The sequence below is a fragment of the Rhizobium sp. 18055 genome (assembly GCF_902706285.1).
Lineage (GTDB): Bacteria > Pseudomonadota > Alphaproteobacteria > Rhizobiales > Rhizobiaceae > Rhizobium.
Map to the genome: position 1 here is coordinate 120,677 of NZ_CACSKD010000006.1, position 22,372 is coordinate 143,048.

Here is a 22,372-nt window from a genome sequence, read left to right on the forward strand (position 1 = left end):
GCGGTTGCTGCGCCGATACGGCTGACATGTCATGACAGCTTTCGAACGGCCCGCGCCGGCGGCCTGCCGGTGCATTCGTGGCTTCGTGGAGGAGCATCGCAACAGGCTTGAGACGGGAGCAGGCGTCGCGGATGCCGCTTGTTGTGGCGGGCAGAGGGAGGAAGCACATGTATGCCGGGGGGCTGAATTTCGGGTTTTCGGATGAGATCGAAGCGTTGCGCACCGGCGTCCGTCGTTTCGCGATGGACCGGATCGCGCCGCTTGCCGGTGAAACCGATTCAAGCAACAGCTTTCCAACGTCGCTCTGGCGGGCGATGGGCGGTATGGGGCTGCTCGGTATCACTGCCGAGGACGCATATGGCGGGGCGGGTCTCGGCTACCTCGCGCATTGCCTGGCGATGCAGGAAATCAGCCGCGCATCCGCTTCCGTTGGCCTCAGTTACGGCGCCCATTCCAATCTCTGCGTCAACCAGATCAGTCGCAACGGCACAACCGAGCAGAAATCCCGCTATCTTCCCAAGCTCATTTCCGGCGAGCATGTCGGTGCTCTTGCGATGTCGGAAGCATCGGCAGGTTCGGATGTGGTGTCGATGAAGCTTCGCGCTGACAAGCGAGGCGATCACTATATCCTCAACGGTACCAAGATGTGGATCACCAACGGTCCCGATGCCGATGTGCTGGTCGTGTATGCCAAGACGGATCCTGAAGCCGGGCCGAAGGGGATCACGGCTTTTCTCGTGGAGAAGGGTTTTAAAGGTTTCTCGACGGGCCCGAAGCTCGACAAGCTTGGAATGCGTGGTTCCAATACCTGCGAGTTGGTCTTTTCAGACTGCGAGGTTCCCGAGGCGAATATCCTCGGCAAACCCGGTGGCGGGGTGCGGGTGCTGATGTCTGGGCTCGATTACGAGCGGGTGGTGCTGGCGGCCGGTCCGCTTGGCATCATGGATGCTTGCATGGATGTCGTCGTCCCCTACCTTCACGAGAGACAGCAGTTCGGCCAGGCGATTGGCGAATTTCAGTTGATGCAGGGCAAGCTTGCCGACATGTATGTTACGATGAATACGGCGCGCGCCTATGTCTATGCGGTCGCCGCCGCCTGCGATCGTGGCGAGGCAAGTCGCAAGGATGCGGCAGGCTGCATTCTCTACGCTGCGGAAAAGGCGACGCTGATGGCTCTGGAAACGATCCAGGTCCTCGGCGGCAATGGCTATACCAATGATTATCCGGCAGCACGGCTGCTGCGTGATGCAAAACTTTATGAAATCGGCGCCGGCACATCTGAGATCAGACGCATGCTGATTGGCCGGGAAATTTTTGCCGAGACAGCCTGACCGAGAAAGTTCATCTGCAACCAGCCTTGGGTGACAAATGACGGTTCTGAAGTCGCATATTTCGACGCATTCGGAAAGCTTCAGGAGCAATCGCGTCGCAATGGCCGATGCGTTGCGGGTGGTGGAGGACGCTGCCGTCGCTGCCATGCATGGCGGGGGGGCGGCCCAGCGCGAACGACATGTCAGCCGCGGCAAGATGCTACCGCGGGATCGCATCGCGGCGCTGATCGATCCGGCGACCCCGTTTCTCGAGGTCGGGCTGACGGCAGCGCACGGTCTCTACAACAATGACGCGCCGTCCGCCGGCCTGATCACCGGGATCGGCCGCATTGCCGGCTGCGATTGCATGATCGTTTGCAACGATGCCACCGTCAAAGGCGGGACCTATTATCCGATGACGGTCAAGAAGCATCTGCGGGCGCAGGAGATCGCCGCGCAGAACAATCTGCCCTGCATCTATCTGGTCGATTCCGGCGGCACCAATCTGCCGAACCAGGACGAGGTGTTTCCGGATCGCGATCACTTCGGCCGTATCTTCTTCAATCAGGCAACCATGTCCGCGGCAGGGATTCCGCAAATTGCGGTGGTCATGGGCTCCTGTACCGCAGGCGGGGCCTATGTGCCGGCGATGTCGGACGAAGCGATCATCGTCGAAGGACAGGGAACCATCTTTCTGGCCGGGCCACCCTTGGTGAAAGCGGCAACGGGGGAGGTGGTGTCGGCTGAGGATCTCGGCGGCGGCGATGTCCATACCCGGCTATCCGGCGTTGCCGACCATCTGGCACGCGACGATGCGCATGCGCTAGCGCTGGCCCGGCAAGCGGTCGCCAATCTGAACCGCGGCAAAGCATCGTCTGCGGCGGCAAGGCCGGCGGAGCCACCGATCTACGATCCTGCCGAGATTGCCGGGATCGTTTCGTCCGATCTCAGGCATCCCTACGATGTCCGCGAGGTGATTGCCCGCATCGTCGATGGTTCGCGCTTCGACGAGTTCAAAGCCCGCTATGGACCGACGCTGGTCTGCGGCTTCGCGCATCTGCACGGCATGCCGGTCGGTATCGTCGCCAACAACGGGGTGCTGTTTTCGGAATCGGCACTGAAGGGCGCGCATTTCGTCGAGCTCTGCTCGCAGCGGAAGATCCCGCTGGTTTTCCTGCAGAACATCACCGGCTTTATGGTGGGCCGCAAATACGAGACCGAGGGCATAGCCAAGCACGGCGCCAAGCTGGTGACGGCGGTGGCGACGACCTCGGTGCCGAAGGTGACGATGCTGGTGGGCGGCTCGTTCGGCGCCGGCAATTACGGAATGGCCGGTCGCGCCTTCTCGCCGCGTTTCCTGTGGACCTGGCCGAACAGCCGCATCTCGGTGATGGGCGGCGAGCAGGCGGCAGGCGTGCTGGCAACGGTGCGCGGCGAGGCGCTGTCGCGGGCCGGAACGCCGTGGACACCGGAGGATGAGGCAGGCTTCCGGCAGCCGGTGCTCGATCTGTTCGAGCGGCAAAGCCACCCGCTCTATGCCTCCGCGCGGCTTTGGGACGATGGAATCATCGATCCGGCGAAATCCAGGGATGTGCTCGGGCTTTCACTGGCGGTGTCGTTGAACGCACCGATCGAGAATACTCGGTTCGGCCTGTTTCGGATGTGAGGCGGCGATGTTTCAGAAGATCCTGATTGCAAACCGTGGCGAGATCGCTTGCCGGATCATCCGAACCGCGCGGCGAATGGGCATATCGACCGTTGCGGTCTACTCGGATGCGGATGTCGGCGCATTGCACGTCAATATGGCCGACGAGGCCGTTCGCCTTGGTCCTGCGGCGGCGCAGGAAAGCTATCTTTCGATCGAGCGTATAATCGCCGCTGCCCAGCGCACCGGAGCGGATGCGATTCACCCGGGCTACGGGTTTCTCTCCGAGAATGCCGATTTTGCGGAAGCGGTGGAGGCTGCCGGTTTTGTCTTCATCGGGCCGCAACCGGCGTCGATCCGGGCGATGGGGTTGAAAGATGCCGCCAAGGCGCTGATGGAGCAGTCGGGCGTGCCCGTTGTTCCGGGCTATCACGGCGACGAGCGGGACGGCGGCTTTCTGGCCGACCAGGCGACCCTGATCGGCTATCCCATCCTGATCAAGGCGCGCGCGGGCGGTGGTGGCAGGGGGATGCGGCGGGTCGAGAGCGAGGAGGATTTCGCCGACGCGCTCGATGCGGCGCGGCGCGAGGCGCGGGCTGCCTTCGGCGACGACGGCGTGTTGCTGGAGCGCTGCCTGCTGCAGCCGCGGCATATCGAGGTACAGATATTTGGCGACCGGCATGGCAACGTCGTTCACCTGTTCGAGCGCGATTGCTCGCTGCAGCGCCGCCACCAGAAGGTGATCGAGGAAGCGCCGGCACCGGGAATGACAGCAGAGATGCGGCGGGCGATGGGGGACGCCGCCGTGCGCGCTGCCCGCACCATCGGTTATCGCGGCGCCGGCACCGTCGAGTTCATTGTCGATGTCTCGAACGGGCTTCTGCCGGACCGCTTCTATTTCATGGAAATGAACACGCGGCTGCAGGTCGAGCACCCCATCACCGAGGCGATCACCGGTGTCGATCTGGTCGAGTGGCAGCTGCGCATTGCCGCTGGCGAGCCGCTGCCGAAGAAGCAGTCGGAACTTGAGATAGATGGCTGGGCGTTCGAGGCGCGGGTCTATGCCGAAGATGTCGCCAAGGCGTTTATGCCGGCGGCGGGAACGATAGCGCAGATGCATTTTCCTGGCGACGGCGTTCGCATCGATGCCGGCGTGCGCTCCGGTGATACGATCTCCACTCACTACGACCCGCTGATTGCCAAGCTGACCGTGCACGGTCCGAACCGTGCCGCGGCATTGTCGCGTCTGACCAAGGCGCTCAGGGCGTCCGATATCACCGGCCTCACGACAAACCTTGATTTTCTGGCACGCTTGAGCGTTCAGGACGAGTTCGTTGCCGGCCATCCTGATACCGGGCTGATCGACCGTAACATCGATCTCCTGACAGCGTTTGCCCCGCCCGCGGACACGGCCATCGCGATCGCCGCCGTTCTTTCGCTCGGCGCGCTTGATCGACATCGCGGCAGCAATCCCTGGGAGACGCTCGGGCATTGGCAGTTGTGGAGCGACATGCAGCGCATCGTTACCCTGGAACATGACGGCGGCAGCGCTAGCCTGCGGATCGCCGCAAGAGGTTTTGATTTCTTCGCGGTGCATGACGGGCGGCGGGTCATTCCCGTGAAGATTGTTAGCCGGGTAGAGGGTGGGTGCCGGGCAGAGGTCGATGGCCGGCAGGTCGAGGTGACGGCAAACCACATGCCGGACCGCCTGATGCTGCGGGTGGACAGCCGAACCTATGTCTTTCATCTGCCTGACCCGCTGAATGTCGCTACGGAGGAAACAAGCGCCGGCAGCCGGCTGATGGCGCCTATGCCGGGTTTCGTCAAGATTGTCAGGACACAGGCGGGTGATACGGTTCTCCGGAATGCGCCGCTGGTCGTCATGGAAGCCATGAAGATGGAGCTCACGCTAGTGGCCCCCCGCGATGGCGTGATCGAGGCCATCGAGGTGACGGAGGGGCAGCAGGTCGATGAAGGCGCCTTGCTGGTTATCCTCAAGCCGGTGGAGGCGTGACGATGGCGGTCGGACAATCACTCTTGCCGCGCGACGTATCCATCGTCGAAGTGGCGCCGCGCGATGGCCTGCAGAACGAAGCGGCGCTGATTGCGACGGAAAAGAAAATCGCTTTGGTCGACATGATTTCCGAATGCGGCTTCGAGCGGATCGAGGTGACCAGCTTCGTCAGCCCCAAACGGGTGCCGCAACTGGCGGATGCGGCCGGCGTGATGGCCGGGATCTACCGGCGGCCCGGCGTGCGATACGCGGTGCTGACGCCCAATATCCAGGGCTTCGAGGCGGCGATGGCAGCAGGCGCCGACGAGGTTGCCATATTCGCCTCCGCTTCCGAGAGCTTCTCGCGGCAGAATATCAATTGCAGCATCGCAGAAAGCATCGAGCGTTTTCGACCGGTAGCAGACGCAAGCCGCGCCCGCGGTGTGCCGATGCGCGGCTATGTCAGCTGTGTCGTCGAATGTCCCTATGAGGGCGCGGTCGCACCCGGTGTGGTCGCCGATGTGGTCGAGCAGTTGCACGCGCTTGGATGCTATGAGATCAGCCTCGGCGATACGATCGGCCGCGGCACGCCGGAGATGGTCGATCGCATGCTGGTGACGGTCCTTTCGTCGGCGCCGGCGACGATGTTGGCGGGCCATTTTCACGATACCGACGGGTGGGCACTCGACAATATCGGGGTGTCGCTAGCCCATGGCCTTCGCGTGTTCGATGCCTCGGTGGGCGGGCTTGGCGGCTGTCCCTACGCCCCGGGCGCCAAGGGCAATGTCGATACGCTCAGCGTGGCGCAGTATCTAGCGCGCAAAGGCTACCGGACGGGTCTGCAGACCGACAAACTGGAAGCGGCCGCTGCCTTTGCCATCAGCCTGAGAGGCGCCAGCGATGAGTGAGACGCTGCGCATATCGATCGATCAGCGCGGCGTTGCGGAGTTGCGGCTGGCGCGCCCGCAGAAGCACAATGCGATCTCAGCGGACATGATCGAGGAACTGACGACGGCGGCTGACCGGCTGGGACGGGACGATCGCGTCCGTCTCGTCATTCTCCGCGCAGACGGCGACAGCTTCTGTGCCGGCGGCGATCTGGGGTGGATGCGCGCGCAGTTTAACGCCGGGCGCCGCGAGAGAATGGTCGAGGCGCGCCGCCTTGCGATGATGTTCAAGGCGCTGAACGACCTGCCGAAACCATTGATGGCGCGCGTGCACGGCAACTGCTTCGGTGGCGGCATCGGATTGATCAGCGTCTGCGATCTGGCGGTGGCGGCCGATACGGTGCGTTTCGGGCTGACGGAGGTTCGCCTCGGCCTGATCCCGGCAACGATCAGCCCCTTTGTCGTTGCCCGTATCGGCACGGCCGCTGCAAGGCCGTTGTTCCTGTCTGGAAAAACCTTCGATGCAGCGCATGCAGGGGCCATCGGTCTGGTCGGATGCGTGGTCCCGGCGGTCGATCTCGATACAGCAGTCGAAGCAGAAATCGAGGCGTTTCTCGCCGCTTCGCCACAGGCGGCGTCGCGCGCCAAGGCGCTGGTGCGGTCGCTGGAAACACCGATCTCGGATGCGGTGATCGACGCGGTCGTGCGGCAGCTCGCCGATAGCTGGGAGACCCCGGAGGCGAGAGAGGGCATCGATGCGTTCTTTGGGAAGCGCAAGCCGAACTGGTCCTTGCCTGAAAGTTAGCGTGCTTGAGGATGTCGTATCGGCAGCGAACCGGTTGGGCGGTTGCAGGGGTCTGGACTTCGGAGCGTCAACGATTCAGATTAGATTCCAACGCATAGTCTTGCATCGGATTGCGCTGCAGACAGGGGTGCAGCTTTGATCTGGACGGCGGATGGTATCGAAAAGGAAATCGAATGACGAAACAAGGCTGGCGCGCAGATCCCCTCGTCTGGGGAACTGGTTCGCGCATATTCGAGGTCTTCCTGGAGCCGACGTGTCCCTACTCGGTCCGGGCCTTCAACAAACTCGATGCGCTGCTTGCCGAGGCTGGGGATGGCAAGATCACCATCAAAATCCGGTTGCAGTCGCAGCCCTGGCATCTGTTTTCCGGCGTCATTGTTCGCTGCATTCTGGCGGCTTCGACGCTGGAAGGTGGCAAGGATACGGCCAAGGCCGTAATGGCCGCCGTTGCCGCGCACCGGGAAGAGTTCGAATTTGCGCACCATGCGGGCGGTCCGAACATGGATGTAACGCCCAACGACATCATCGCGCGCCTGGAAGGGTATAGCGGCGTTGCGCTCAAGAGCGCATTCGCGATATTTGATCTCGACCGCGAGATGAAATGGCACTGCAAATATGCGCGCCAGAACGGCATCCACGTCTCACCGACCTTCATGATCGACGGCCTGGTGCAGGCTGACATGAGCAGCGGCGATGACGTCTCGGCCTGGGCGGCGCGGCTGCTGAAGTAGTGCGATGCTCTCCAGCCTGGCTGCCGGCGATGGCGGCGATGGCGGCGATGCAAGAGTCAGACCTGATATCGCCGACCTCTCAGTTAATTTCGGCCGCAAACAACAGTGACGATCGATGGCAGCCAAGACAACACTGAATGCGAAAAACCTCGAAGCGCTCGGCGCGCAGCGCCTGTCTGAACTGCTGATCGAGATCAGCACCGGCAGCGCCGCCCACAAGCGACGCCTTCGCATGGAACTGGCTGGCAATCATGGCAGCGCCGAGGTCAGCCGGGAGGTGCGAAAGCGGCTGGCCAGCATTGCCCGTGCCCGCACATTCATCGATTGGCGCAAAGTGAAGGCGCTCAAGGCCGATCTGGAAACCCAGCGGAAGACGATTGTCGATGTTGTGGCCCCAGACGATCCGAAAGAGGCTTTCGAACTCATCTGGCAGTTTCTCGCCATTGCCGATTCCATCTTCGAGCGATCCGACGACGGCAGCGGCTCGCTGATCGAGAGTTTTTACCAGGCATGCGATGATGCCGGCGTTATCGCCAAATCTGCGCATGTGAACACCGCCGTCCTTGCCAGCAAGGTCTTCGCGGCGCTGCAAGACAATGGCTACGGCCAGTATGACAGGCTGATCGCCGCCATGGTTCCAGCGCTTGGCCAACAGGGGCTGGAACAGCTGAAGGCCCTGTTCGTGCAGTGGTCGAAGGAGCCGCAGGAAAAGCCCGCCGAGCATGATCGCCAGGTTCTCGGCTGGGGCAGCAATGGGCCGATATATGCGGATGAGGTCTATGGCAATCACCGGGCGCTGACGGTGCGGATCGCCCTGCAGGAGATCGCGGACGCCCAGGGCGACGTCGATGCATATATCGCCCAGCAGCCGGCAGACACCAGGACAGTGCCGCGCATTGCGGCAGACATCGCCAATCGTCTGCTGGCGACAGGCAGTGCGGCGCAAGCGCTGGCCACTCTTGATGCCGCAGATATGGCCGGGCGGGAGGCTCCCTCCGAGTGGCAGCAGGCGCGTATCGATGCGCTGGAAGCGCTTGGCCGCAAGGAGGAGGCGCAGGCATTTCGCTGGCTGTGCTTCGAAAAGGCTCTGGATGACCATCATCTGCGTGAATTCATCCGCCGCCTGCCCGATTTTGACGACATCGAGGCCGAGGACAAGGCTTTCGCCTATGTCCACGCCTTCCCAGATGTTCATGATGGCGTCGATTTCTTCCTGCGCTGGCCAGCGCTCTCCGAGGCGGCGAAGCTCATCATGCGGCGCAGAGCGGATCTGGATGGAAATCTCTATGAATTGATGACACCGGCTGCCGAAGCGCTCGCTGCCAAGCATCCGCTCGCGGCAACCATCGTCTTGCGTTCGATGATCGACTTCACGCTCGATATGGCACGGTCAAGCCGCTACAAGCATGCGGCCCGGCATCTTGCCGAGTGCGCGTCGCTTGCGCCTTATATCGAAGACTTCGATAGCGTCGGATCCCACGAAGCCTATGTCGCTGACCTGAAGCGCCGGCATGGCAAGAAGCACGGCTTCTGGAGCTTGGTGCCTTGAGCCACCGCGCCTGACAGTCTTTGGCTGTAGAGGTTCGGCGTCCGGCAACAGCTTTGTGGCAGCGAAGAGTGTGCCTATCCTCAAGGGCAGGCAAATGTCATAGATGAGGCCCGGCCAATGGAGAGCAGTCCGTGATGAGAGATCCCCAGGAGCAGAGCATTATCGAGAGCCTGGCGCATAAGCACGGGTTCAGTTCGGGCGTCGTCGAGCATCTTGCCATGGCCTTGATCGCCGGGTTTGCCAACCAGGCGCAGTTCAACCACGCCGAACTCGGCGGGATGGGGCAATGGTCAAGCGGCGGCATGGTGATGGTCGGGGACATGTTCAACAATGGTCTGAAGCATCGCGTGGATATGCTTTGCTCGGATATCGCCGCTTATATCAGGTCCGGTGAACTCTCTGGCCCGAAGATGGATCGGCCCTATCAGTCGCAGAGCCAGGGAGATGGCACCAGCTTCTTTTACCAGTCAAGTTCGCATGGCAGCGCGTGGCCGCAACAGCTGGGCCAGCCCTCGTCAACCGGCGCACAGAACAACCTGCGCTACGCTTTCTTTCCGGCAAGCCGCCGCCTGGCGATCGATGTGAATGGCCAGATCACCGTTTACGATACAAGGGACCACAGCATCGGCGGCTTTTCCCAGCAGCAGAGTGGCGACCAGTCGCTGACCTTCACCTCGCAGCACGGTCTCGTCCGCGTATCGGACCTGGAGATCATATCGGATGCTGATGAAACGCCGACACCCAAGGGCGCGCAGGAGCAACCAACAGGTCAGAGCGACCCCGCAACCCTTTTGGCGATGGCGCGTGAGGACACGAATGTTTTCCAGGTACCAGTTGGCGCGGACCCGGACGATATCTTCACCAAGATCGAGCGGCTCGCCGGCCTGCATTCGAAAGGCATACTCTCCGACGACGAATTCACGGCGAAGAAGACGGAGCTGCTTCAGCGGCTGTAGGGATGGCGTCGCGGCTTGGACATAGTGGAAATGGCCAGGCCACCACAGTAGCATTGCCAGAACTCATGCCTGCGGCGACAGCAAAGCCGGATGAAAGCTAAGTCACTCGCAATTTAGGTGGACCATGGCGGAGAGGGTGGGATTTGAACCCACGGTGCCCTTGCAGGCACGCCGCATTTCGAGTGCGGTACATTCAACCACTCTGCCACCTCTCCGCGGTCTGGTTGACGCCGTTAGGCGCGGGCTGTCTCATAGCGAGAGTTTCGCGGGCTGGCAAGCCGAAATCGCAAAGCTTTTCACCCTTTTGCCTTGACAGTTTTTTTGACCTCGCGTATCTGCGCAAACCAATAGGTGTGGATAAGTCCGTGCCTTGCCTGCCTCGCGCTCGCGTGGGGCATCACCGGCAGAGAGAGTTTTCGGCGAAAAGCCCTGAAATCCCTGCTTTACATCGACTGATAAAAAGACGGCCACCTGTTTGATGCGGGTTGAGCCGGAACGAACATGAAAGGATAAAAAATGTTCGCAGTCATCAAGACCGGCGGTAAGCAGTACCGTGTGGCAGCAAACGACGTGCTGACCATCGAGAAGCTTGAAGTCACCGCTGGCGAATCGATCGAATTCACCGAAGTCCTCGTTATCGGCGAAGGCGCCGACGCTGCGATTGGTGCTCCGTTTGTTACGGGCGCTTCCGTCAAGGCAGAAGTGGTCGAGCACAACCGCGGCAAGAAGGTCATCGCCTTCAAGAAGCGCCGTCGTCAGAACTCGAAGCGCACGCGCGGCCATCGCCAGCACCACACTGTTGTCCGTATCACGGACATCGTGGCTGCTAAGTAAGATCACGGGACTTTAGGTTTAAAGGAGAAATCCAATGGCACATAAAAAAGCTGGCGGTTCGTCGCGCAACGGTCGTGATTCGCAGTCCAAGCGCCTTGGCGTGAAGAAGTTCGGCGGCGAAGCTGTCATTTCCGGCAACATTATCGTGCGTCAGCGCGGTACGCAGTGGCACCCGGGCTCCAACGTCGGCCTCGGCAAGGATCACACGATCTTTGCTCTTACCGCCGGCAATGTAGCTTACCGTACGAAGGCCAATGGCCGCGTGTACGTATCCGTGATGCCGAAAGCGGAAGCAGCGGAATAAGCCGGTAGCGCTTCATAAGCAGCCGGTGTCTCATCGACCCGGCTGAGCGTATCAGGTTCAGTCAAGACAAAAGGGGAGATGGGGCACCACCCATCTCCCCTTTTTCTTTTCCCTCAAGGAGGACTGAACCATGCAAGGCGAATTGTTACGGAGAGACCAAAGGTCTCCCGGAGAGCGGCTGAGGCCGGAGCGGTTAAGGACCGATTGCCCCGTCTTATTATCGGAACGGCTCGTCATGCGCGCGCCGCACGTAGAAGACATTGACGCCCTTGCCCATCTCGCCAACAACGCCAAAGTCGCCACGATGGTGTCGCGCATGCCGCACCCGTATACGGCCAATGATGCCGCCGACTTCGTGCGACGCACGAAAGATGGCGAGATTGGCAAGTGCGTCTATGCGATCACCAAAGCCGAAAACGGTGCCTTTCTGGGGTGCTGCGGGGTGGAGCCGCATCTGGACGGACATACCGTCGAGATCGGCTACTGGCTGGGCGAGCCTTACTGGAATCAGGGCTTCATGACCGAAGCCTGCCATGCGCTTGTCGACATGGTGTTTCGTACCCGTGAGGATGTCGATCAGATCGATGCCCGTTGCCGGGTCATGAACGTTGCGTCGCGGCGGGTGATCCAGAAGTGCGGCTTCCAGTTCCAGGGTTCCGGGCTTGCTGCCTCGCTGGCGCTGGGCAGCAACGTGCCGGTCGAATGGTACAGGCTGGATCGCAAGACCTGGATGTCGCTTCGAAGCTGGGGGAGCGTATTATGAGCGCGATCAGCCTCGAAAGGCCGCGGCCCCAGGTGGTTTCGGCGGGATCGCAGCCCGTGATCGCCACCGCGCGGCTGACGCTACGGCCGCACCGGCTGAGCGATGCCGATGCGATCGCGGAATCGCTGTCCGACTTCGCCGTCACGCGGATGCTGGCGCGGGTGCCGGCACCCTATGACCGGCAGGATGCGCTCGACTGGCTGGTGCCGGTGACGGCGGGTCGTCTGCCAGACTGGCAGATGGCGATCACCAATGGCGATGATGCGCATATCGGCGTGGTGTCGCTCGAGCTCAGGCACGGTCGCTGGCACCTCGGCTACTGGCTGAACCGCTACTACTGGCGGCGCGGCTACATGAGCGAGGCGGTGGCGGCGACACTGGAGCGGTTTTCGCGGCGGATGCCGGAGACGACCGTGCATTCGGGCGTGTTTGCCGACAACCCGGCGTCGCTCCGGTTGCAGGAGAAGCTCGGCTTCCGGATGACCGGTTGCAGCGAAATCTTCAGTTTCGCCCGCAACACCATGGTCACCCATGTCGAGACGATGCTGCAGCCCGGCGGATTGCAGTAGAGCGATTGCGTTGACAGACAGGAAGCGTCCCGAGATCACTCGGGGCGCTTCGTTCAAATGTCGATCTCGACCCAGACGGGAAAATGATCGGAGCCCGTGGCCGTCGTATCGACGCTTGCGGATATTAGCCGGCTTTCAAGGTCGCAACTGACAAAGCAGTAATCGAGATGCATGCGTTTGCCGTGATCCTTGGGATCCATCCAGCTATAGCTTCCGGGCGCATAGGCGTTGAGCGAGGCCAGCGCGTCGATCGGCGTGCCGATCCGCGCCGTGCGGCCGTAATAGCCGTCGCTGGCGCCGGCGAAGGTGCAGTATTCGGGCGATTCCGGCAGCATGTTGAAGTCGCCCATGACGATGTAATCCTCGGGCAACGGCAGTTCGTCGATGTCGAATTCGGCCGCACCGGTCACCGAGCCGCCTTCGCGGGTAAAGGCGTTGATGCGGTCGTTCAGATGGTTGAGCTGGCGGATGCGCTCGTCGTTGGAGACGTGGTCGAGATGAACAGAATAGACGCGCCGCGCGCCGCCGGGAAGGTCGATGACCGCTTCTGTGGCGCCGCGCTGGATGTTGAGCTTGGAAAGGGTGCGGCTGCGCGGCAGAAGCAGCGTCCGGGTGGAGAGAATGGGCCATCGCGACAGGACCATGTTGCCGAATTGCAGACGCGTGTTGCGCGGCGCAGCCTGGTCGTTAACCCGCCCCACATGCAGATCGCAGGCCGGTCCATACACCCAGAAATGGTCGGGGAACAGGGCGGCGAGGTCGGTGACCATGTCGGCATATCGGTTCTTCGAGAAACCTCTGGTGACTTCCTGCAGCGCAATCACGTCCGCACCGGCAAGACTTTCGGTGATTCGCTCGAGATCGTAGAACCCGTCGAGACCGAAGCCGTACTGTATGTTATAGCTCGCAAACCTAACGATAATCTTTGACCTCCGGCTGAACGGCCTATATCGATCAGGCCAAGACGGGCGTCCAACTGACACCGAATGATGGAAGTAAAATGAAATTTCTCGACGAAGCAAAGGTCTATATCAAGTCTGGAGACGGCGGCGCGGGTGCCGTGTCGTTCCGGCGCGAGAAGTTCATCGAATTCGGTGGTCCGGATGGCGGTGATGGCGGACGCGGCGGCGACGTGTGGGTCGAGGCTGTCAACGGCCTCAACACGCTGATCGACTTCCGTTTCCAGCAGCACTTCAAGGCCACCATCGGCACGCACGGCATGGGCAAGAACCGTACCGGCTCCAATGGCGAGCACGTGACGCTGAAGGTGCCTGTGGGCACCCAGATTTTCGAGGAAGACCAGGAGACGCTGATCTGCGACATCACGGAAGAGGGGCAGCGCTATTGCCTCGCCCGCGGTGGCAATGGCGGTTTCGGCAACGCCCACTTCAAGACCTCCGTCAACCAGGCGCCGGATTGGGCCAATCCTGGCCTCGACGGTGAAGAAAAGACCATCTGGCTGCGCCTGAAGCTGATCGCCGATGCAGGCCTGGTCGGTCTGCCGAATGCCGGCAAGTCGACATTCCTGGCCGCGGTCACCCGCGCACGTCCGAAGATCGCCAACTATCCGTTCACGACGCTGCACCCGAACCTTGGCGTCGCGACGATCGACGAGCGCGAATTCATTCTGGCCGATATTCCGGGTCTGATCGAAGGTGCGCATGAAGGCATCGGCATCGGCGACCGGTTCCTCGGCCATGTCGAGCGTACCCGCGTGCTGTTGCACCTGGTTTCCGCGCAGGAAGAGAATGTCGGCAAGGCCTACAAGACGGTCAAGCACGAGCTTCGGGCCTATAGCGACGAGATCGGCGACAAGCCAGAGATCGTGGCGCTGTCGCAGATCGATATTCTCGACAAGGAAACACTGAAGAAGAAGACAAAGGAACTGGCCAAGGCCTGCGGCAGCACGCCCTTCCAGATTTCTGCGGCAACAGGCATGGGCATGACCGATGTGCTGCGCGCGTTGCGCGACATCATCGTCGAGGCCAACGCCAACGCCAACATTCTTGAGAAGCCGGCGAAGGCCCTGAAGCTGCGTCATCGCGATATGGTCGATGATGAGGGCGAGGCCAATGACTAGGCTGAAGTCGCTCGGCAGCTATCGCAGGATCGTCATCAAGATTGGCTCTGCTCTTCTGGTTGATCGCAAGGCCGGCCTGAAGAAGAGCTGGCTGGATGCGATGTGTGCCGACATTGCCAGGTTGAAGGCGAAGGGCGTTGATATCCTGGTGGTGTCCTCGGGCGCCATTGCGCTCGGCCGCTCGGTGCTCGATCTCCCGGCCGGGGCGCTGAAACTCGAAGAGAGCCAGGCGGCTGCGGCCGTCGGCCAGATCGCGCTGGCACGTGACTGGTCCGACAGCTTGTCGCGCGACAAGATCGTTGCCGGGCAGATTCTCTTGACGCTCGGCGATACAGAAGAGCGTCGGCGTTATCTCAATGCGCGGGCGACCCTCAACCAGTTGCTCAAGATCGGCGCCGTTCCTATCATCAACGAGAACGACACGGTGGCCACCAGCGAGATCCGCTATGGCGACAACGACCGGCTGGCGGCACGCGTTGCGACGATGGCCGGTGCCGATCTGCTGATCCTGCTGTCTGACATCGATGGTCTCTACACCGCGCCGCCAAACCTCGATCCGGATGCGCAATTTCTCGAGACCATTGCCGAGATCACGCCTGAGATCGAGGCGATGGCGGGTGGTGCTGCGTCCGAATTCTCGCGTGGCGGCATGCGGACCAAGATCGATGCCGGCAAGATCGCAACGACGTCGGGCTGCGCGATGATCATTGCATCGGGCAAGACGTATAGCCCGCTATCGGCGATCGAGAATGGTGCGCGGTCCTCGTGGTTTGCGCCGTCGGGCACGCCCGTCACGGCACGCAAGACCTGGATTGCCGGTCAGTTGCAGCCAGCCGGCGAACTGCATGTCGATGACGGCGCCGTTGCTGCACTTGGCGGTGGCAAAAGCCTCCTGCCTGCCGGCGTCCGCAAGGTCGTGGGTCTGTTCAGCCGTGGCGATACCGTGGCGATCGTTGGCCCCGAGGGCCGTGAGATCGCGCGTGGACTGGCCGGCTACGACGCTGAAGAAGCGCGGCAGATTACCGGGCGCAAGTCGGGCGAGATCGAGGCCATTCTCGGCTATGCCGGTCGCGCCGCGATGATCCATCGCGACGACATGGTGATGACTTCGCCTATCAGTTCGAAATCGGAAAGGCAGAAGAAGGACACAGCCCATGCTTGATATCGTTGTGCAAAGCCCTGACATTGACGCGCTGATGAATGACATCGGCCGCAAAGCCAAGGCTGCCGCGCGACCGTTGGGCTTTGCTTCGACAGATGCCAAGAATGCCGCTCTCAACGCCATGGCCGATGCCATTATGGCCGACAAGGCTCTGATCCTCTCTGAAAATGCCAAGGACCTGAAAGACGCGGCTGGTGGCGATATGCTCGCTTCGTTCGTCGATCGGCTGACGCTGACCGACAAGCGCATCATCGAGATGGCAGAGGGTATTCGGGCGATTGCCGCTTTGAAGGATCCTGTCGGCGAAGTCATCAGTGCCTGGGACCGGCCGAACGGCCTGCAGATCGAGCGCGTGCGCACGCCGCTTGGCGTCATCGGGGTTATTTTCGAAAGCCGCCCGAATGTAACGGCGGATGCCGGCGCGTTGTGCGTGAAGGCCGGTAACGCCGTCATTCTGCGCTGCGGCTCGGATTCGCGCCGTTCATCGCAGGCTATCCATCAGTGCATGGTGCGCGGTTTGAAGGCTGCCGGGCTTCCAGAGCATGCTATCCAGCTTGTGCCGACGACCGATCGTGCGGCTGTCGGCGCCATGCTGCGTGGGCTTGAGGGCTCGATCGACGTGATCATTCCGCGCGGTGGCAAGAGCCTGGTGGCGCGCGTGCAGAACGAGGCCCGGGTGCCGGTGTTTGCGCATCTCGAGGGGCTTTGCCACATCTATGTCGATGCGTCTGCCGATCTCGACATGGCCAGGCAGATCGTGGTCAACGCCAAGATGCGGCGCACCGGTATCTGCGGTGCCGTCGAGACCATTCTGGTCGACAGCGCTGTGCGTGACACCCATCTCATTCCGCTGCTCGAGGTTCTCTCGGATGCCGGCTGCGAGGTACGCGGATCGTCGACCGTCGTGACGGCCGCACCGGGCACCAAGCCTGCGACCGAAGAGGACTGGTCGACCGAGTATCTCGACGCGATCGTCTCGGTTGCCGTCGTCGATGGTATCTCTGGCGCGATCGAGCACATCCAGAAATATTCGTCGAACCATACCGAAGCGGTGATTGCCGAAGATCCGGCTGTTGTTCAGCGCTTCTTTACCGAAGTCGATTCGGCCATCCTGCTGCACAATGCCTCGACACAGTTTGCCGATGGCGGCGAATTCGGCATGGGTGCGGAGATCGGTATAGCCACCGGTAAGATGCATGCCCGCGGCCCTGTTGGCGTCGAACAACTGACCTCGTTCAAATACCGGGTGCATGGCACCGGACAAATCCGGACCTAGCGTGATCAACGACGAATTAGACCGACACTATCTTCGCATGCCGCATGCAGAGCGGGGCATGGTGGTCGGTCTTTTCGGCGGCTCGTTCAATCCGCCGCACCAGGGGCATGCGCTGGTCGCCGAGATTGCGATCAAGCGGCTGGCCCTCGATCAGCTCTGGTGGATGGTGACGCCCGGCAATCCCTTGAAGGATCGCAGCCAGTTGCTGCCGCTTTCCGAGCGGGTGGCGCTTAGCGAACGGCTTGCCAAGCATCCGGCGATCAAGGTGACCGCCTTCGAAAAGGATTTCGCTACCAGCTACACCGCCCACACGCTGGCGCGGGTCAAGGCCTGCAATCCGCATGTGCATTTCATCTGGATCATGGGTGCCGATAGTCTCAAGACGTTTCATCGCTGGCAGAAATGGCAGGATATTGCCCGGATGTTCCCGATCGCCATCATCGACCGGCCGGGCGCAACGCTGTCGTTTCTGTCGTCGAAGATGACGAAGACATTCGATTTTGCCCGCATCGACGAGGATGATTCACGGGCACTGTGGAAGAAGTCGGCGCCGGCCTGGACATTCATTCATGGCCCGCGATCGCGCCTGAGTTCGTCGGCGATCCGCGCCAAGAACGGCGCCTGAGCAGCAATTATCCAAAGCCTGAAAATGAAAAGCCCGACGGGGGAGGATCCGTCGGGCTTAAAACTTGACCGACAACTGGGAGGAGGAGTGTTGCCGATCCGTATCGAACGGCTTTGGGAGGAGGAGATCACCGTTCGATGAGTTTGTTGTAAGCCAATCGTCGCAAAACGAAAGCGAATTTGGTGCATTGCAGCAATGCATTTCGAGCATGTGTTTTAATGTCGCACCTTCAACGGTGCTTATTTTCTTGGCAATCTCCAGTCAGGCAAAACCAAAATCCGGCTTTTCAGCCTTAAGGCCGGGGTTTTCATCGCGAGCTATCTGGTGTGCCGCCGCTTGATCCTGGATCGCGCCGTGCATTTTCCGGTGTGGATGCTGCGAATTGCGCGCGGCTATTGGCGTTGTGTTCGGAGGAATATAGCGCTGGCCAATTCCTGTATTCCATTATATCCCTGCGGATATCTCGAAGTGTTGGGGAAGTGATATGCATAGCCGTCGCCAGTGGGTGAAATTCGCAGCCGTCGCGGTCTCCGCGCTCTGGCTTGGCGCAACGGCGGGCACAGCCGTCGCTGCCGAAAAGGTCACGATCTTCGCAGCTGCCAGCATGAAGAATGCGCTCGATGCAGCCAATGCCGCATGGGCCAAGGAGAGCGGCAAGGAAACGGTCGTTTCCTACGCTGCCAGTTCTGCCCTTGCGAAGCAGATCGAGGGTGGCGCGCCGGCTGATGTCTTCATCTCGGCCGATCTCGACTGGATGGATTATCTCGCCAAGAAAAACCTGATCAAGGCGGATACCCGCGTCAACCTGCTCGGCAACAGCATCGTGCTGGTCGCTGAGAAGGACAAGGTCAAGCCTGTCGAGATCAAGCAGGGCTTTGACCTGTCTGGCCTGCTCGGCGACGGCAAGCTGGCGATGGGCGAAGTGAAGTCGGTGCCTGCCGGCAAGTACGGCAAGGCAGCGCTTGAGAAACTCGGTGTCTGGTCTTCCGTCGAAGGCAAGGTTGCCGGCGCGGAAAGCGTTCGCGCAGCACTCGCGCTCGTGTCCCGCGGCGAGGCGCCTTTCGGTATCGTCTACAAGACCGATGTGACGGCTGATCCAGGCGTTGCGATCGCCGGCATCTTCCCTGCCGATTCGCACCCGCCGATCACCTATCCGATCGCTGCTCTCTCCGAGAGCAAGAATGCCGATACTGTTGCCTATTTGGACTTCCTGAAGTCAGATAAGGCCGCACATTTCTTCACCGAACAGGGTTTCACTGTTCTCAAGTGAATGGAGCCCTGACATGATTGCGGATTTATACGCAGCCACCTAGCCTGAAGGCCCGCCCCGGTGGGCCTTCATTACTTTTCAGGGGACGTCTGGATTTGGAAGCAGTTGGCCTGAGCAGTGACGAATGGACGGCGATTTTGCTCAGCCTGCGCGTTTCCGTCGTCGCAATGCTGGTGAGCCTTCCTTTCGGGATCGGCGTTGCTCTGCTTTTGGCGCGCGGTCGGTTCTGGGGAAAATCCATCCTGAACGGTATCGTTCACATGCCGTTGATCCTGCCGCCTGTCGTTACGGGCTTCATTCTTCTGGTTCTCTTCGGCCGCCGCGGCGTCATCGGCAGCTTTCTCGATCAGCATTTCGGCATCGTCTTCTCGTTCCGCTGGACCGGTGCGGCCCTTGCCTGCGGCGTGATGGCCTTCCCATTGATGGTTCGAAGCATCAGGCTTTCCATAGAGGCCATTGATCGCAAGCTGGAAGAAGCCGCCAGCACGCTTGGTGCGAGCCCGTTTTGGGTCTTCCTCACCGTGACGCTGCCTTTGACCTTGCCCGGCATCATCGCCGGCATGATCCTGGCCTTTGCCAAGGCTATGGGCGAGTTCGGGGCGACGATCACATTCGTTTCCAATATCCCCGGTGAAACACAGACGCTGTCCGCCGCCATCTATTCCTTCACGCAGGTGCCGGGTGGCGATGCAGGCGCGTTGCGGCTGACGCTGGTGGCTGTCGTCATCTCCATGGCAGCGCTGTTCGCTTCGGAGTTTCTGTCGCGCATGGTGGGCAGAAGGATCGATCCGCAATGACGCTGGTGGTGGAAGCAAAGCACCGGTTCGACGGGTTCTCGCTTGATGCGGGGTTCACTTCCGAGCGCGGGATCACGGCGCTGTTCGGTCGTTCGGGTTCGGGCAAGACGTCGATGATCCGGATGATCGCCGGTCTGACGCGGCCGGACGAGGGGCGGATTGCTCTCGATGGCGAGGTGCTCACCGATACCGTCAAGCGGATCTTCGTGGCCAAGCATCGGCGTCGGTTCGGCTATGTGTTCCAGGAGGCGCGGCTTTTCCCGCATCTGAGCGTTTGGCAGAACCTGACCTATGGCCGCTGGTTCGCACCGAAGGGTGTCCCCGGCGAAAGCCTGGAGCGGATCGTCGATCTGCTCGACATCGAAAGACTGCTCGCGCGCAGCCCCCAGAACCTGTCCGGCGGGGAGAAGCAGCGCGTGGCGATCGGCCGTGCGTTGCTGTCATCGCCACGTCTGCTGTTGATGGACGAGCCGCTTGCCGCACTCGACGAGGCCCGCAAGGCCGAGGTCATGCCGTTCCTGGAGCGTCTGCGCGACGAGATGGATATTCCGATCGTCTATGTCAGCCATTCGGTGACGGAAGTGGCGCGCCTCGCGGATCAGGTGGTGGTCATGCAGGATGGACGAGTGAAGGCTGTTGGGTCGGCAACCTCTGTTCTCAGCCTTCCCGTCGCGTCGCTGGATCGGCGGGAGGCGGGCGCCCTGCTGCAGGGGCAGGTGGAGAGCGTCGATGCAAAGCATCGGCTGGCCACCATAGCGTTGGCGGCCACGCGGCTCTATGTGCCGGAAGCGGGCCTGAAGCCCGGCAAGAAGGTTCGCGTTCGCATTCCGTCTCGCGACGTGATGCTGGCAACGAAGAGGCCGGAGGGTTTGAGCGCGCTGAACGTGCTCGAAGGGGTAATCCAGGCAATGACCGGTTCGGACGACGCAACCGTCGATGTTGCCGTCAACTGCGGTGGAGACGTGATCCTGTCACGGATCACGAGCTTTTCGGCGGAGCGGATGGGACTGGAACCGGGGATGCCAGTCTTTGCCATCGTCAAGACGGTTGCACTGGACTCCTGACCAATCGTTTCCATGCCTTCAGGCCAGACGGTTGGCCTCAAGCCAGGCGAGGTCGTCTGCAAGTGTCACACGGATCGTCTGTTCCATCTGCCGGAAGCGCATCAGCAACTCCTCGCCGAACTCCGTCAGGGCGGCGCCGCCACCCTTCTGCCCGCCGCGCTGTGATTCGACGACGGGCTGCCTGAACATCCGGTTCATCTCGCTGACGAGCAGCCATGCGCGCCGGTAAGACATGTCCATGGCCCGTCCGCCGGCCGAGATGGAGCCGGTCTCCCTGATGTGCTCCAGCAATTCCATCTTGCCGTGCCCAAGACGATCGTCATCCGGGAAACTGATGCGGAGTATCGGAACGAGCGTGCATTCTGAGGCGTTTTTCATATGCAATCTTTGCACTTAGGACGAAGCATCACTTTACGCAGGGTGGCGGCAACTGTACACAGCCGGCTGGATGCACCCAAGGCAGAGCCATTCCTTGCTGCCGCGCCAAATCCGGCATTCATGCTTTGTGATCATGGGCGTCTTGAAACATTAATGGTTCGGTGCCTATCTTAACTATGATCTGGTTCGCCAGATCAGTGATGTGCATGCTTTGTCATTCCGAGAAAGGGAAAGCACTGACAACAGTACACGCCAAGGGAAACACGAAAGTCGTTGTCCCAAAGAGCCTGGAACGTGGCGACGATGCCGCTGCCCGCGCCCTGCACGCCGTCCTCGTCAGCCTCGAGGACTCCAAAGCTGAAGATATCGTTTCTATCGACATTGCCGGAAAATCGGCGCTCGGAGACTTCATGGTTGTCGTCTCGGGCCGTTCGAGCAGGCATGTCATGGCGATTGCCGATCACCTGCTGACGGACCTGAAGGACGAGGGCTACGGTTCTGCCCGCGTCGAGGGTCAGGAAGCCGGAGACTGGATCCTGATCGATACCGGCGATATCATCGTGCACGTTTTCCGTCCCGAAATTCGCGAGTTCTACAACATCGAAAAGATGTGGGCGGCTCCGGATATGGACGAGACGCTGCACTGACCGGTCGTCTGGACGCTACGTCCAGCGCCTGATAGATGGCAATTGATTGGGCCGGAGGGACCATAACCCGGCCCGCGCCATATTTTGTGCCGCGACATTCTTGGCAGCAGGAGGGGCCTGGCAGCAAGAGGGGCCTGGCAGCAGGACTTGCCTGATTGTAGGCTGGCCTGAGAGCAGGAGTGGATAGATGCGCATTGGTCTTTTTGCCGTGGGGCGGCTCAAATCCGGCCCGGAGAAGGATCTTGCGGCGCGCTATTTCGATCGTTTTGCCAAGGCCGGCCCGGCGATTGGCCTCGAATTCTCCCGTGTTGCCGAAGTTGCCGAAAGCCGTGCCTCGAACGCGGATACCCGCAAGCGCGAGGAAGCGGCGATGCTGCAGAAGTCGTTGGCGGACGGAAGCATTCTCATTCTTCTGGACGAGCGCGGCAAAGCGCTCGACAGCGAAGGCTTTGCCAATCTTCTCGGCAATTATCGCGACCAGGGCAAACGCGACCTGACGATTGCAATCGGCGGTGCCGATGGGCTTGATCCGGCGCTTTACGATCGCGCCGATGCGACGCTCTGCCTTGGGAAGATGACCTGGCCGCACCAGCTTGTCCGTACACTGATCGCAGAGCAGCTCTATCGTGCCGTGACCATTCTGTCCGGGCATCCCTATCACCGTGTCTGAGCGGTCACGATCATTCACGCAGGTGTGTCTTGCGCGATTGGTCACAGACGCCCGATC

At 61.1% G+C, this 22,372-nt stretch carries 23 protein-coding genes and 1 tRNA gene; 21 read left to right on the forward strand and 3 right to left on the reverse strand.

Annotated elements, in window-relative coordinates:
* Window positions 1–167: 167 nt before the first annotated feature.
* The 8 genes from GVL52_RS12915 (at window position 168) to GVL52_RS12950 (ending at window position 9,876) form a co-directional block, all read left to right on the forward strand.
* The gene (locus GVL52_RS12915) at window positions 168–1,331 is read left to right on the forward strand and encodes an isovaleryl-CoA dehydrogenase (RefSeq protein ID WP_160007633.1); all 1,164 of its coding nucleotides are present in this window, start codon (window positions 168–170) and stop codon (window positions 1,329–1,331) included.
* Window positions 1,332–1,368: 37 nt separating this feature from the next.
* Entirely contained in the window at window positions 1,369–2,976 is a 1,608-nt protein-coding gene (locus GVL52_RS12920) for a carboxyl transferase domain-containing protein (protein ID WP_160007635.1), read from the forward strand.
* Between the two features lie 7 nt (window positions 2,977–2,983).
* A complete protein-coding gene (locus GVL52_RS12925; RefSeq protein WP_160007637.1) occupies window positions 2,984–4,969 on the forward strand; it encodes an acetyl/propionyl/methylcrotonyl-CoA carboxylase subunit alpha in 1,986 nt (661 codons plus the stop codon).
* A gap of 2 nt (window positions 4,970–4,971) precedes the next feature.
* Window positions 4,972–5,856 (forward strand): hydroxymethylglutaryl-CoA lyase, encoded by an 885-nt coding sequence (locus GVL52_RS12930; RefSeq protein ID WP_200847811.1) that lies wholly within the window; start codon window positions 4,972–4,974, stop codon window positions 5,854–5,856.
* A complete protein-coding gene (locus GVL52_RS12935; RefSeq protein WP_160007641.1) occupies window positions 5,849–6,640 on the forward strand; it encodes a crotonase/enoyl-CoA hydratase family protein in 792 nt (263 codons plus the stop codon). The genes GVL52_RS12930 and GVL52_RS12935 overlap by 8 nt, the downstream gene beginning before the upstream one ends.
* A 173-nt stretch (window positions 6,641–6,813) precedes the next feature.
* The gene (locus GVL52_RS12940) at window positions 6,814–7,371 is read left to right on the forward strand and encodes a thioredoxin (protein ID WP_160007643.1); all 558 of its coding nucleotides are present in this window, start codon (window positions 6,814–6,816) and stop codon (window positions 7,369–7,371) included.
* Between the two features lie 115 nt (window positions 7,372–7,486).
* Window positions 7,487–8,920 (forward strand): DUF6880 family protein, encoded by a 1,434-nt coding sequence (locus GVL52_RS12945; RefSeq protein ID WP_160007645.1) that lies wholly within the window; start codon window positions 7,487–7,489, stop codon window positions 8,918–8,920.
* 134 nt (window positions 8,921–9,054) lie between these two features.
* Complete coding sequence (locus GVL52_RS12950) at window positions 9,055–9,876, forward strand: SHOCT domain-containing protein (protein WP_160007647.1); 822 nt, start codon at window positions 9,055–9,057, stop codon at window positions 9,874–9,876.
* A gap of 125 nt (window positions 9,877–10,001) precedes the next feature.
* Here GVL52_RS12950 and GVL52_RS12955 read toward each other — a convergent pair.
* Window positions 10,002–10,091, reverse strand: a tRNA-Ser gene (locus GVL52_RS12955).
* 301 nt (window positions 10,092–10,392) lie between these two features.
* Between GVL52_RS12955 and rplU the strand changes: the two genes are divergently transcribed.
* The 4 genes from rplU (at window position 10,393) to GVL52_RS12975 (ending at window position 12,346) form a co-directional block, all read left to right on the forward strand.
* Window positions 10,393–10,710 carry a 50S ribosomal protein L21 gene (gene rplU / locus GVL52_RS12960; protein WP_112429547.1) on the forward strand — a complete coding sequence of 106 codons (318 nt, stop codon included), beginning with the start codon at window positions 10,393–10,395 and terminating at the stop codon, window positions 10,708–10,710.
* Window positions 10,711–10,744: 34 nt separating this feature from the next.
* A complete protein-coding gene (gene rpmA, locus GVL52_RS12965) occupies window positions 10,745–11,014 on the forward strand; it encodes a 50S ribosomal protein L27 (RefSeq protein WP_160007649.1) in 270 nt (89 codons plus the stop codon).
* Between the two features lie 130 nt (window positions 11,015–11,144).
* A complete protein-coding gene (locus GVL52_RS12970) occupies window positions 11,145–11,777 on the forward strand; it encodes a GNAT family N-acetyltransferase (protein ID WP_160007651.1) in 633 nt (210 codons plus the stop codon).
* Window positions 11,774–12,346, forward strand: a complete 573-nt coding sequence (locus tag GVL52_RS12975; protein ID WP_160007653.1) for a GNAT family N-acetyltransferase — start codon at window positions 11,774–11,776, stop codon at window positions 12,344–12,346. The genes GVL52_RS12970 and GVL52_RS12975 overlap by 4 nt, the downstream gene beginning before the upstream one ends.
* A gap of 53 nt (window positions 12,347–12,399) precedes the next feature.
* Here GVL52_RS12975 and GVL52_RS12980 read toward each other — a convergent pair whose 3' ends face one another.
* A complete protein-coding gene (locus tag GVL52_RS12980; protein ID WP_160007964.1) occupies window positions 12,400–13,266 on the reverse strand; it encodes an endonuclease/exonuclease/phosphatase family protein in 867 nt (288 codons plus the stop codon).
* Window positions 13,267–13,346: 80 nt separating this feature from the next.
* Between GVL52_RS12980 and obgE the strand changes: the two genes are divergently transcribed.
* The 7 genes from obgE (at window position 13,347) to modC (ending at window position 20,620) form a co-directional block, all read left to right on the forward strand.
* On the forward strand, window positions 13,347–14,426 hold the full coding sequence (obgE, locus tag GVL52_RS12985; protein ID WP_160007655.1) for a GTPase ObgE: 1,080 nt from the start codon (window positions 13,347–13,349) through the stop codon (window positions 14,424–14,426).
* Window positions 14,419–15,588 carry a glutamate 5-kinase gene (gene proB, locus GVL52_RS12990; RefSeq protein ID WP_160007657.1) on the forward strand — a complete coding sequence of 390 codons (1,170 nt, stop codon included), beginning with the start codon at window positions 14,419–14,421 and terminating at the stop codon, window positions 15,586–15,588. The genes obgE and proB overlap by 8 nt, the downstream gene beginning before the upstream one ends.
* Window positions 15,581–16,864 carry a glutamate-5-semialdehyde dehydrogenase gene (locus tag GVL52_RS12995; protein WP_160007659.1) on the forward strand — a complete coding sequence of 428 codons (1,284 nt, stop codon included), beginning with the start codon at window positions 15,581–15,583 and terminating at the stop codon, window positions 16,862–16,864. Before proB ends, GVL52_RS12995 begins: the two co-directional genes overlap by 8 nt.
* Window positions 16,839–17,489, forward strand: a complete 651-nt coding sequence (locus GVL52_RS13000; RefSeq protein WP_160007661.1) for a nicotinate-nucleotide adenylyltransferase — start codon at window positions 16,839–16,841, stop codon at window positions 17,487–17,489. The genes GVL52_RS12995 and GVL52_RS13000 overlap by 26 nt, the downstream gene beginning before the upstream one ends.
* 484 nt (window positions 17,490–17,973) lie before the next feature.
* Complete coding sequence (gene modA, locus GVL52_RS13005; protein ID WP_160007663.1) at window positions 17,974–18,759, forward strand: molybdate ABC transporter substrate-binding protein; 786 nt, start codon at window positions 17,974–17,976, stop codon at window positions 18,757–18,759.
* Window positions 18,760–18,854: 95 nt separating this feature from the next.
* Window positions 18,855–19,556, forward strand: a complete 702-nt coding sequence (gene modB / locus GVL52_RS13010; RefSeq protein ID WP_160007665.1) for a molybdate ABC transporter permease subunit — start codon at window positions 18,855–18,857, stop codon at window positions 19,554–19,556.
* Window positions 19,553–20,620 (forward strand): molybdenum ABC transporter ATP-binding protein, encoded by a 1,068-nt coding sequence (modC, locus tag GVL52_RS13015; protein WP_160007667.1) that lies wholly within the window; start codon window positions 19,553–19,555, stop codon window positions 20,618–20,620. Before modB ends, modC begins: the two co-directional genes overlap by 4 nt.
* Window positions 20,621–20,638: 18 nt before the next feature.
* Here modC and GVL52_RS13020 read toward each other — a convergent pair whose 3' ends face one another.
* Window positions 20,639–20,998: a winged helix-turn-helix domain-containing protein gene (locus tag GVL52_RS13020; RefSeq protein WP_160007669.1), complete on the reverse strand. Its 360-nt coding sequence runs from the start codon at window positions 20,996–20,998 to the stop codon at window positions 20,639–20,641.
* A 206-nt stretch (window positions 20,999–21,204) separates the two neighbouring features.
* Here GVL52_RS13020 and rsfS point away from each other — a divergent pair, with 206 nt between their 5' ends.
* Window positions 21,205–21,645: a ribosome silencing factor gene (gene rsfS / locus GVL52_RS13025; RefSeq protein ID WP_160007671.1), complete on the forward strand. Its 441-nt coding sequence runs from the start codon at window positions 21,205–21,207 to the stop codon at window positions 21,643–21,645.
* Window positions 21,646–21,832: 187 nt separating this feature from the next.
* A complete protein-coding gene (gene rlmH / locus GVL52_RS13030) occupies window positions 21,833–22,315 on the forward strand; it encodes a 23S rRNA (pseudouridine(1915)-N(3))-methyltransferase RlmH (RefSeq protein WP_160007673.1) in 483 nt (160 codons plus the stop codon).
* Window positions 22,316–22,372 lie beyond the last annotated feature (57 nt).

Coding starts and splice junctions, on each gene's coding strand:
- GVL52_RS12915 (WP_160007633.1), top strand. CDS start 168: ATGTATGCCGGGGGGCTGAATTTCGGGTTTTCGGATGAGATCGAAGCG.
- GVL52_RS12920 (WP_160007635.1), top strand. CDS start 1,369: ATGACGGTTCTGAAGTCGCATATTTCGACGCATTCGGAAAGCTTCAGG.
- GVL52_RS12925 (WP_160007637.1), top strand. CDS start 2,984: ATGTTTCAGAAGATCCTGATTGCAAACCGTGGCGAGATCGCTTGCCGG.
- GVL52_RS12930 (WP_200847811.1), top strand. CDS start 4,972: ATGGCGGTCGGACAATCACTCTTGCCGCGCGACGTATCCATCGTCGAA.
- GVL52_RS12935 (WP_160007641.1), top strand. CDS start 5,849: ATGAGTGAGACGCTGCGCATATCGATCGATCAGCGCGGCGTTGCGGAG.
- GVL52_RS12940 (WP_160007643.1), top strand. CDS start 6,814: ATGACGAAACAAGGCTGGCGCGCAGATCCCCTCGTCTGGGGAACTGGT.
- GVL52_RS12945 (WP_160007645.1), top strand. CDS start 7,487: ATGGCAGCCAAGACAACACTGAATGCGAAAAACCTCGAAGCGCTCGGC.
- GVL52_RS12950 (WP_160007647.1), top strand. CDS start 9,055: ATGAGAGATCCCCAGGAGCAGAGCATTATCGAGAGCCTGGCGCATAAG.
- rplU (WP_112429547.1), top strand. CDS start 10,393: ATGTTCGCAGTCATCAAGACCGGCGGTAAGCAGTACCGTGTGGCAGCA.
- rpmA (WP_160007649.1), top strand. CDS start 10,745: ATGGCACATAAAAAAGCTGGCGGTTCGTCGCGCAACGGTCGTGATTCG.
- GVL52_RS12970 (WP_160007651.1), top strand. CDS start 11,145: ATGCAAGGCGAATTGTTACGGAGAGACCAAAGGTCTCCCGGAGAGCGG.
- GVL52_RS12975 (WP_160007653.1), top strand. CDS start 11,774: ATGAGCGCGATCAGCCTCGAAAGGCCGCGGCCCCAGGTGGTTTCGGCG.
- obgE (WP_160007655.1), top strand. CDS start 13,347: ATGAAATTTCTCGACGAAGCAAAGGTCTATATCAAGTCTGGAGACGGC.
- proB (WP_160007657.1), top strand. CDS start 14,419: ATGACTAGGCTGAAGTCGCTCGGCAGCTATCGCAGGATCGTCATCAAG.
- GVL52_RS12995 (WP_160007659.1), top strand. CDS start 15,581: ATGCTTGATATCGTTGTGCAAAGCCCTGACATTGACGCGCTGATGAAT.
- GVL52_RS13000 (WP_160007661.1), top strand. CDS start 16,839: ATGGCACCGGACAAATCCGGACCTAGCGTGATCAACGACGAATTAGAC.
- modA (WP_160007663.1), top strand. CDS start 17,974: ATGCATAGCCGTCGCCAGTGGGTGAAATTCGCAGCCGTCGCGGTCTCC.
- modC (WP_160007667.1), top strand. CDS start 19,553: ATGACGCTGGTGGTGGAAGCAAAGCACCGGTTCGACGGGTTCTCGCTT.
- GVL52_RS13020 (WP_160007669.1), bottom strand. CDS start 20,998: ATGAAAAACGCCTCAGAATGCACGCTCGTTCCGATACTCCGCATCAGT.
- rsfS (WP_160007671.1), top strand. CDS start 21,205: ATGCTTTGTCATTCCGAGAAAGGGAAAGCACTGACAACAGTACACGCC.
- rlmH (WP_160007673.1), top strand. CDS start 21,833: ATGCGCATTGGTCTTTTTGCCGTGGGGCGGCTCAAATCCGGCCCGGAG.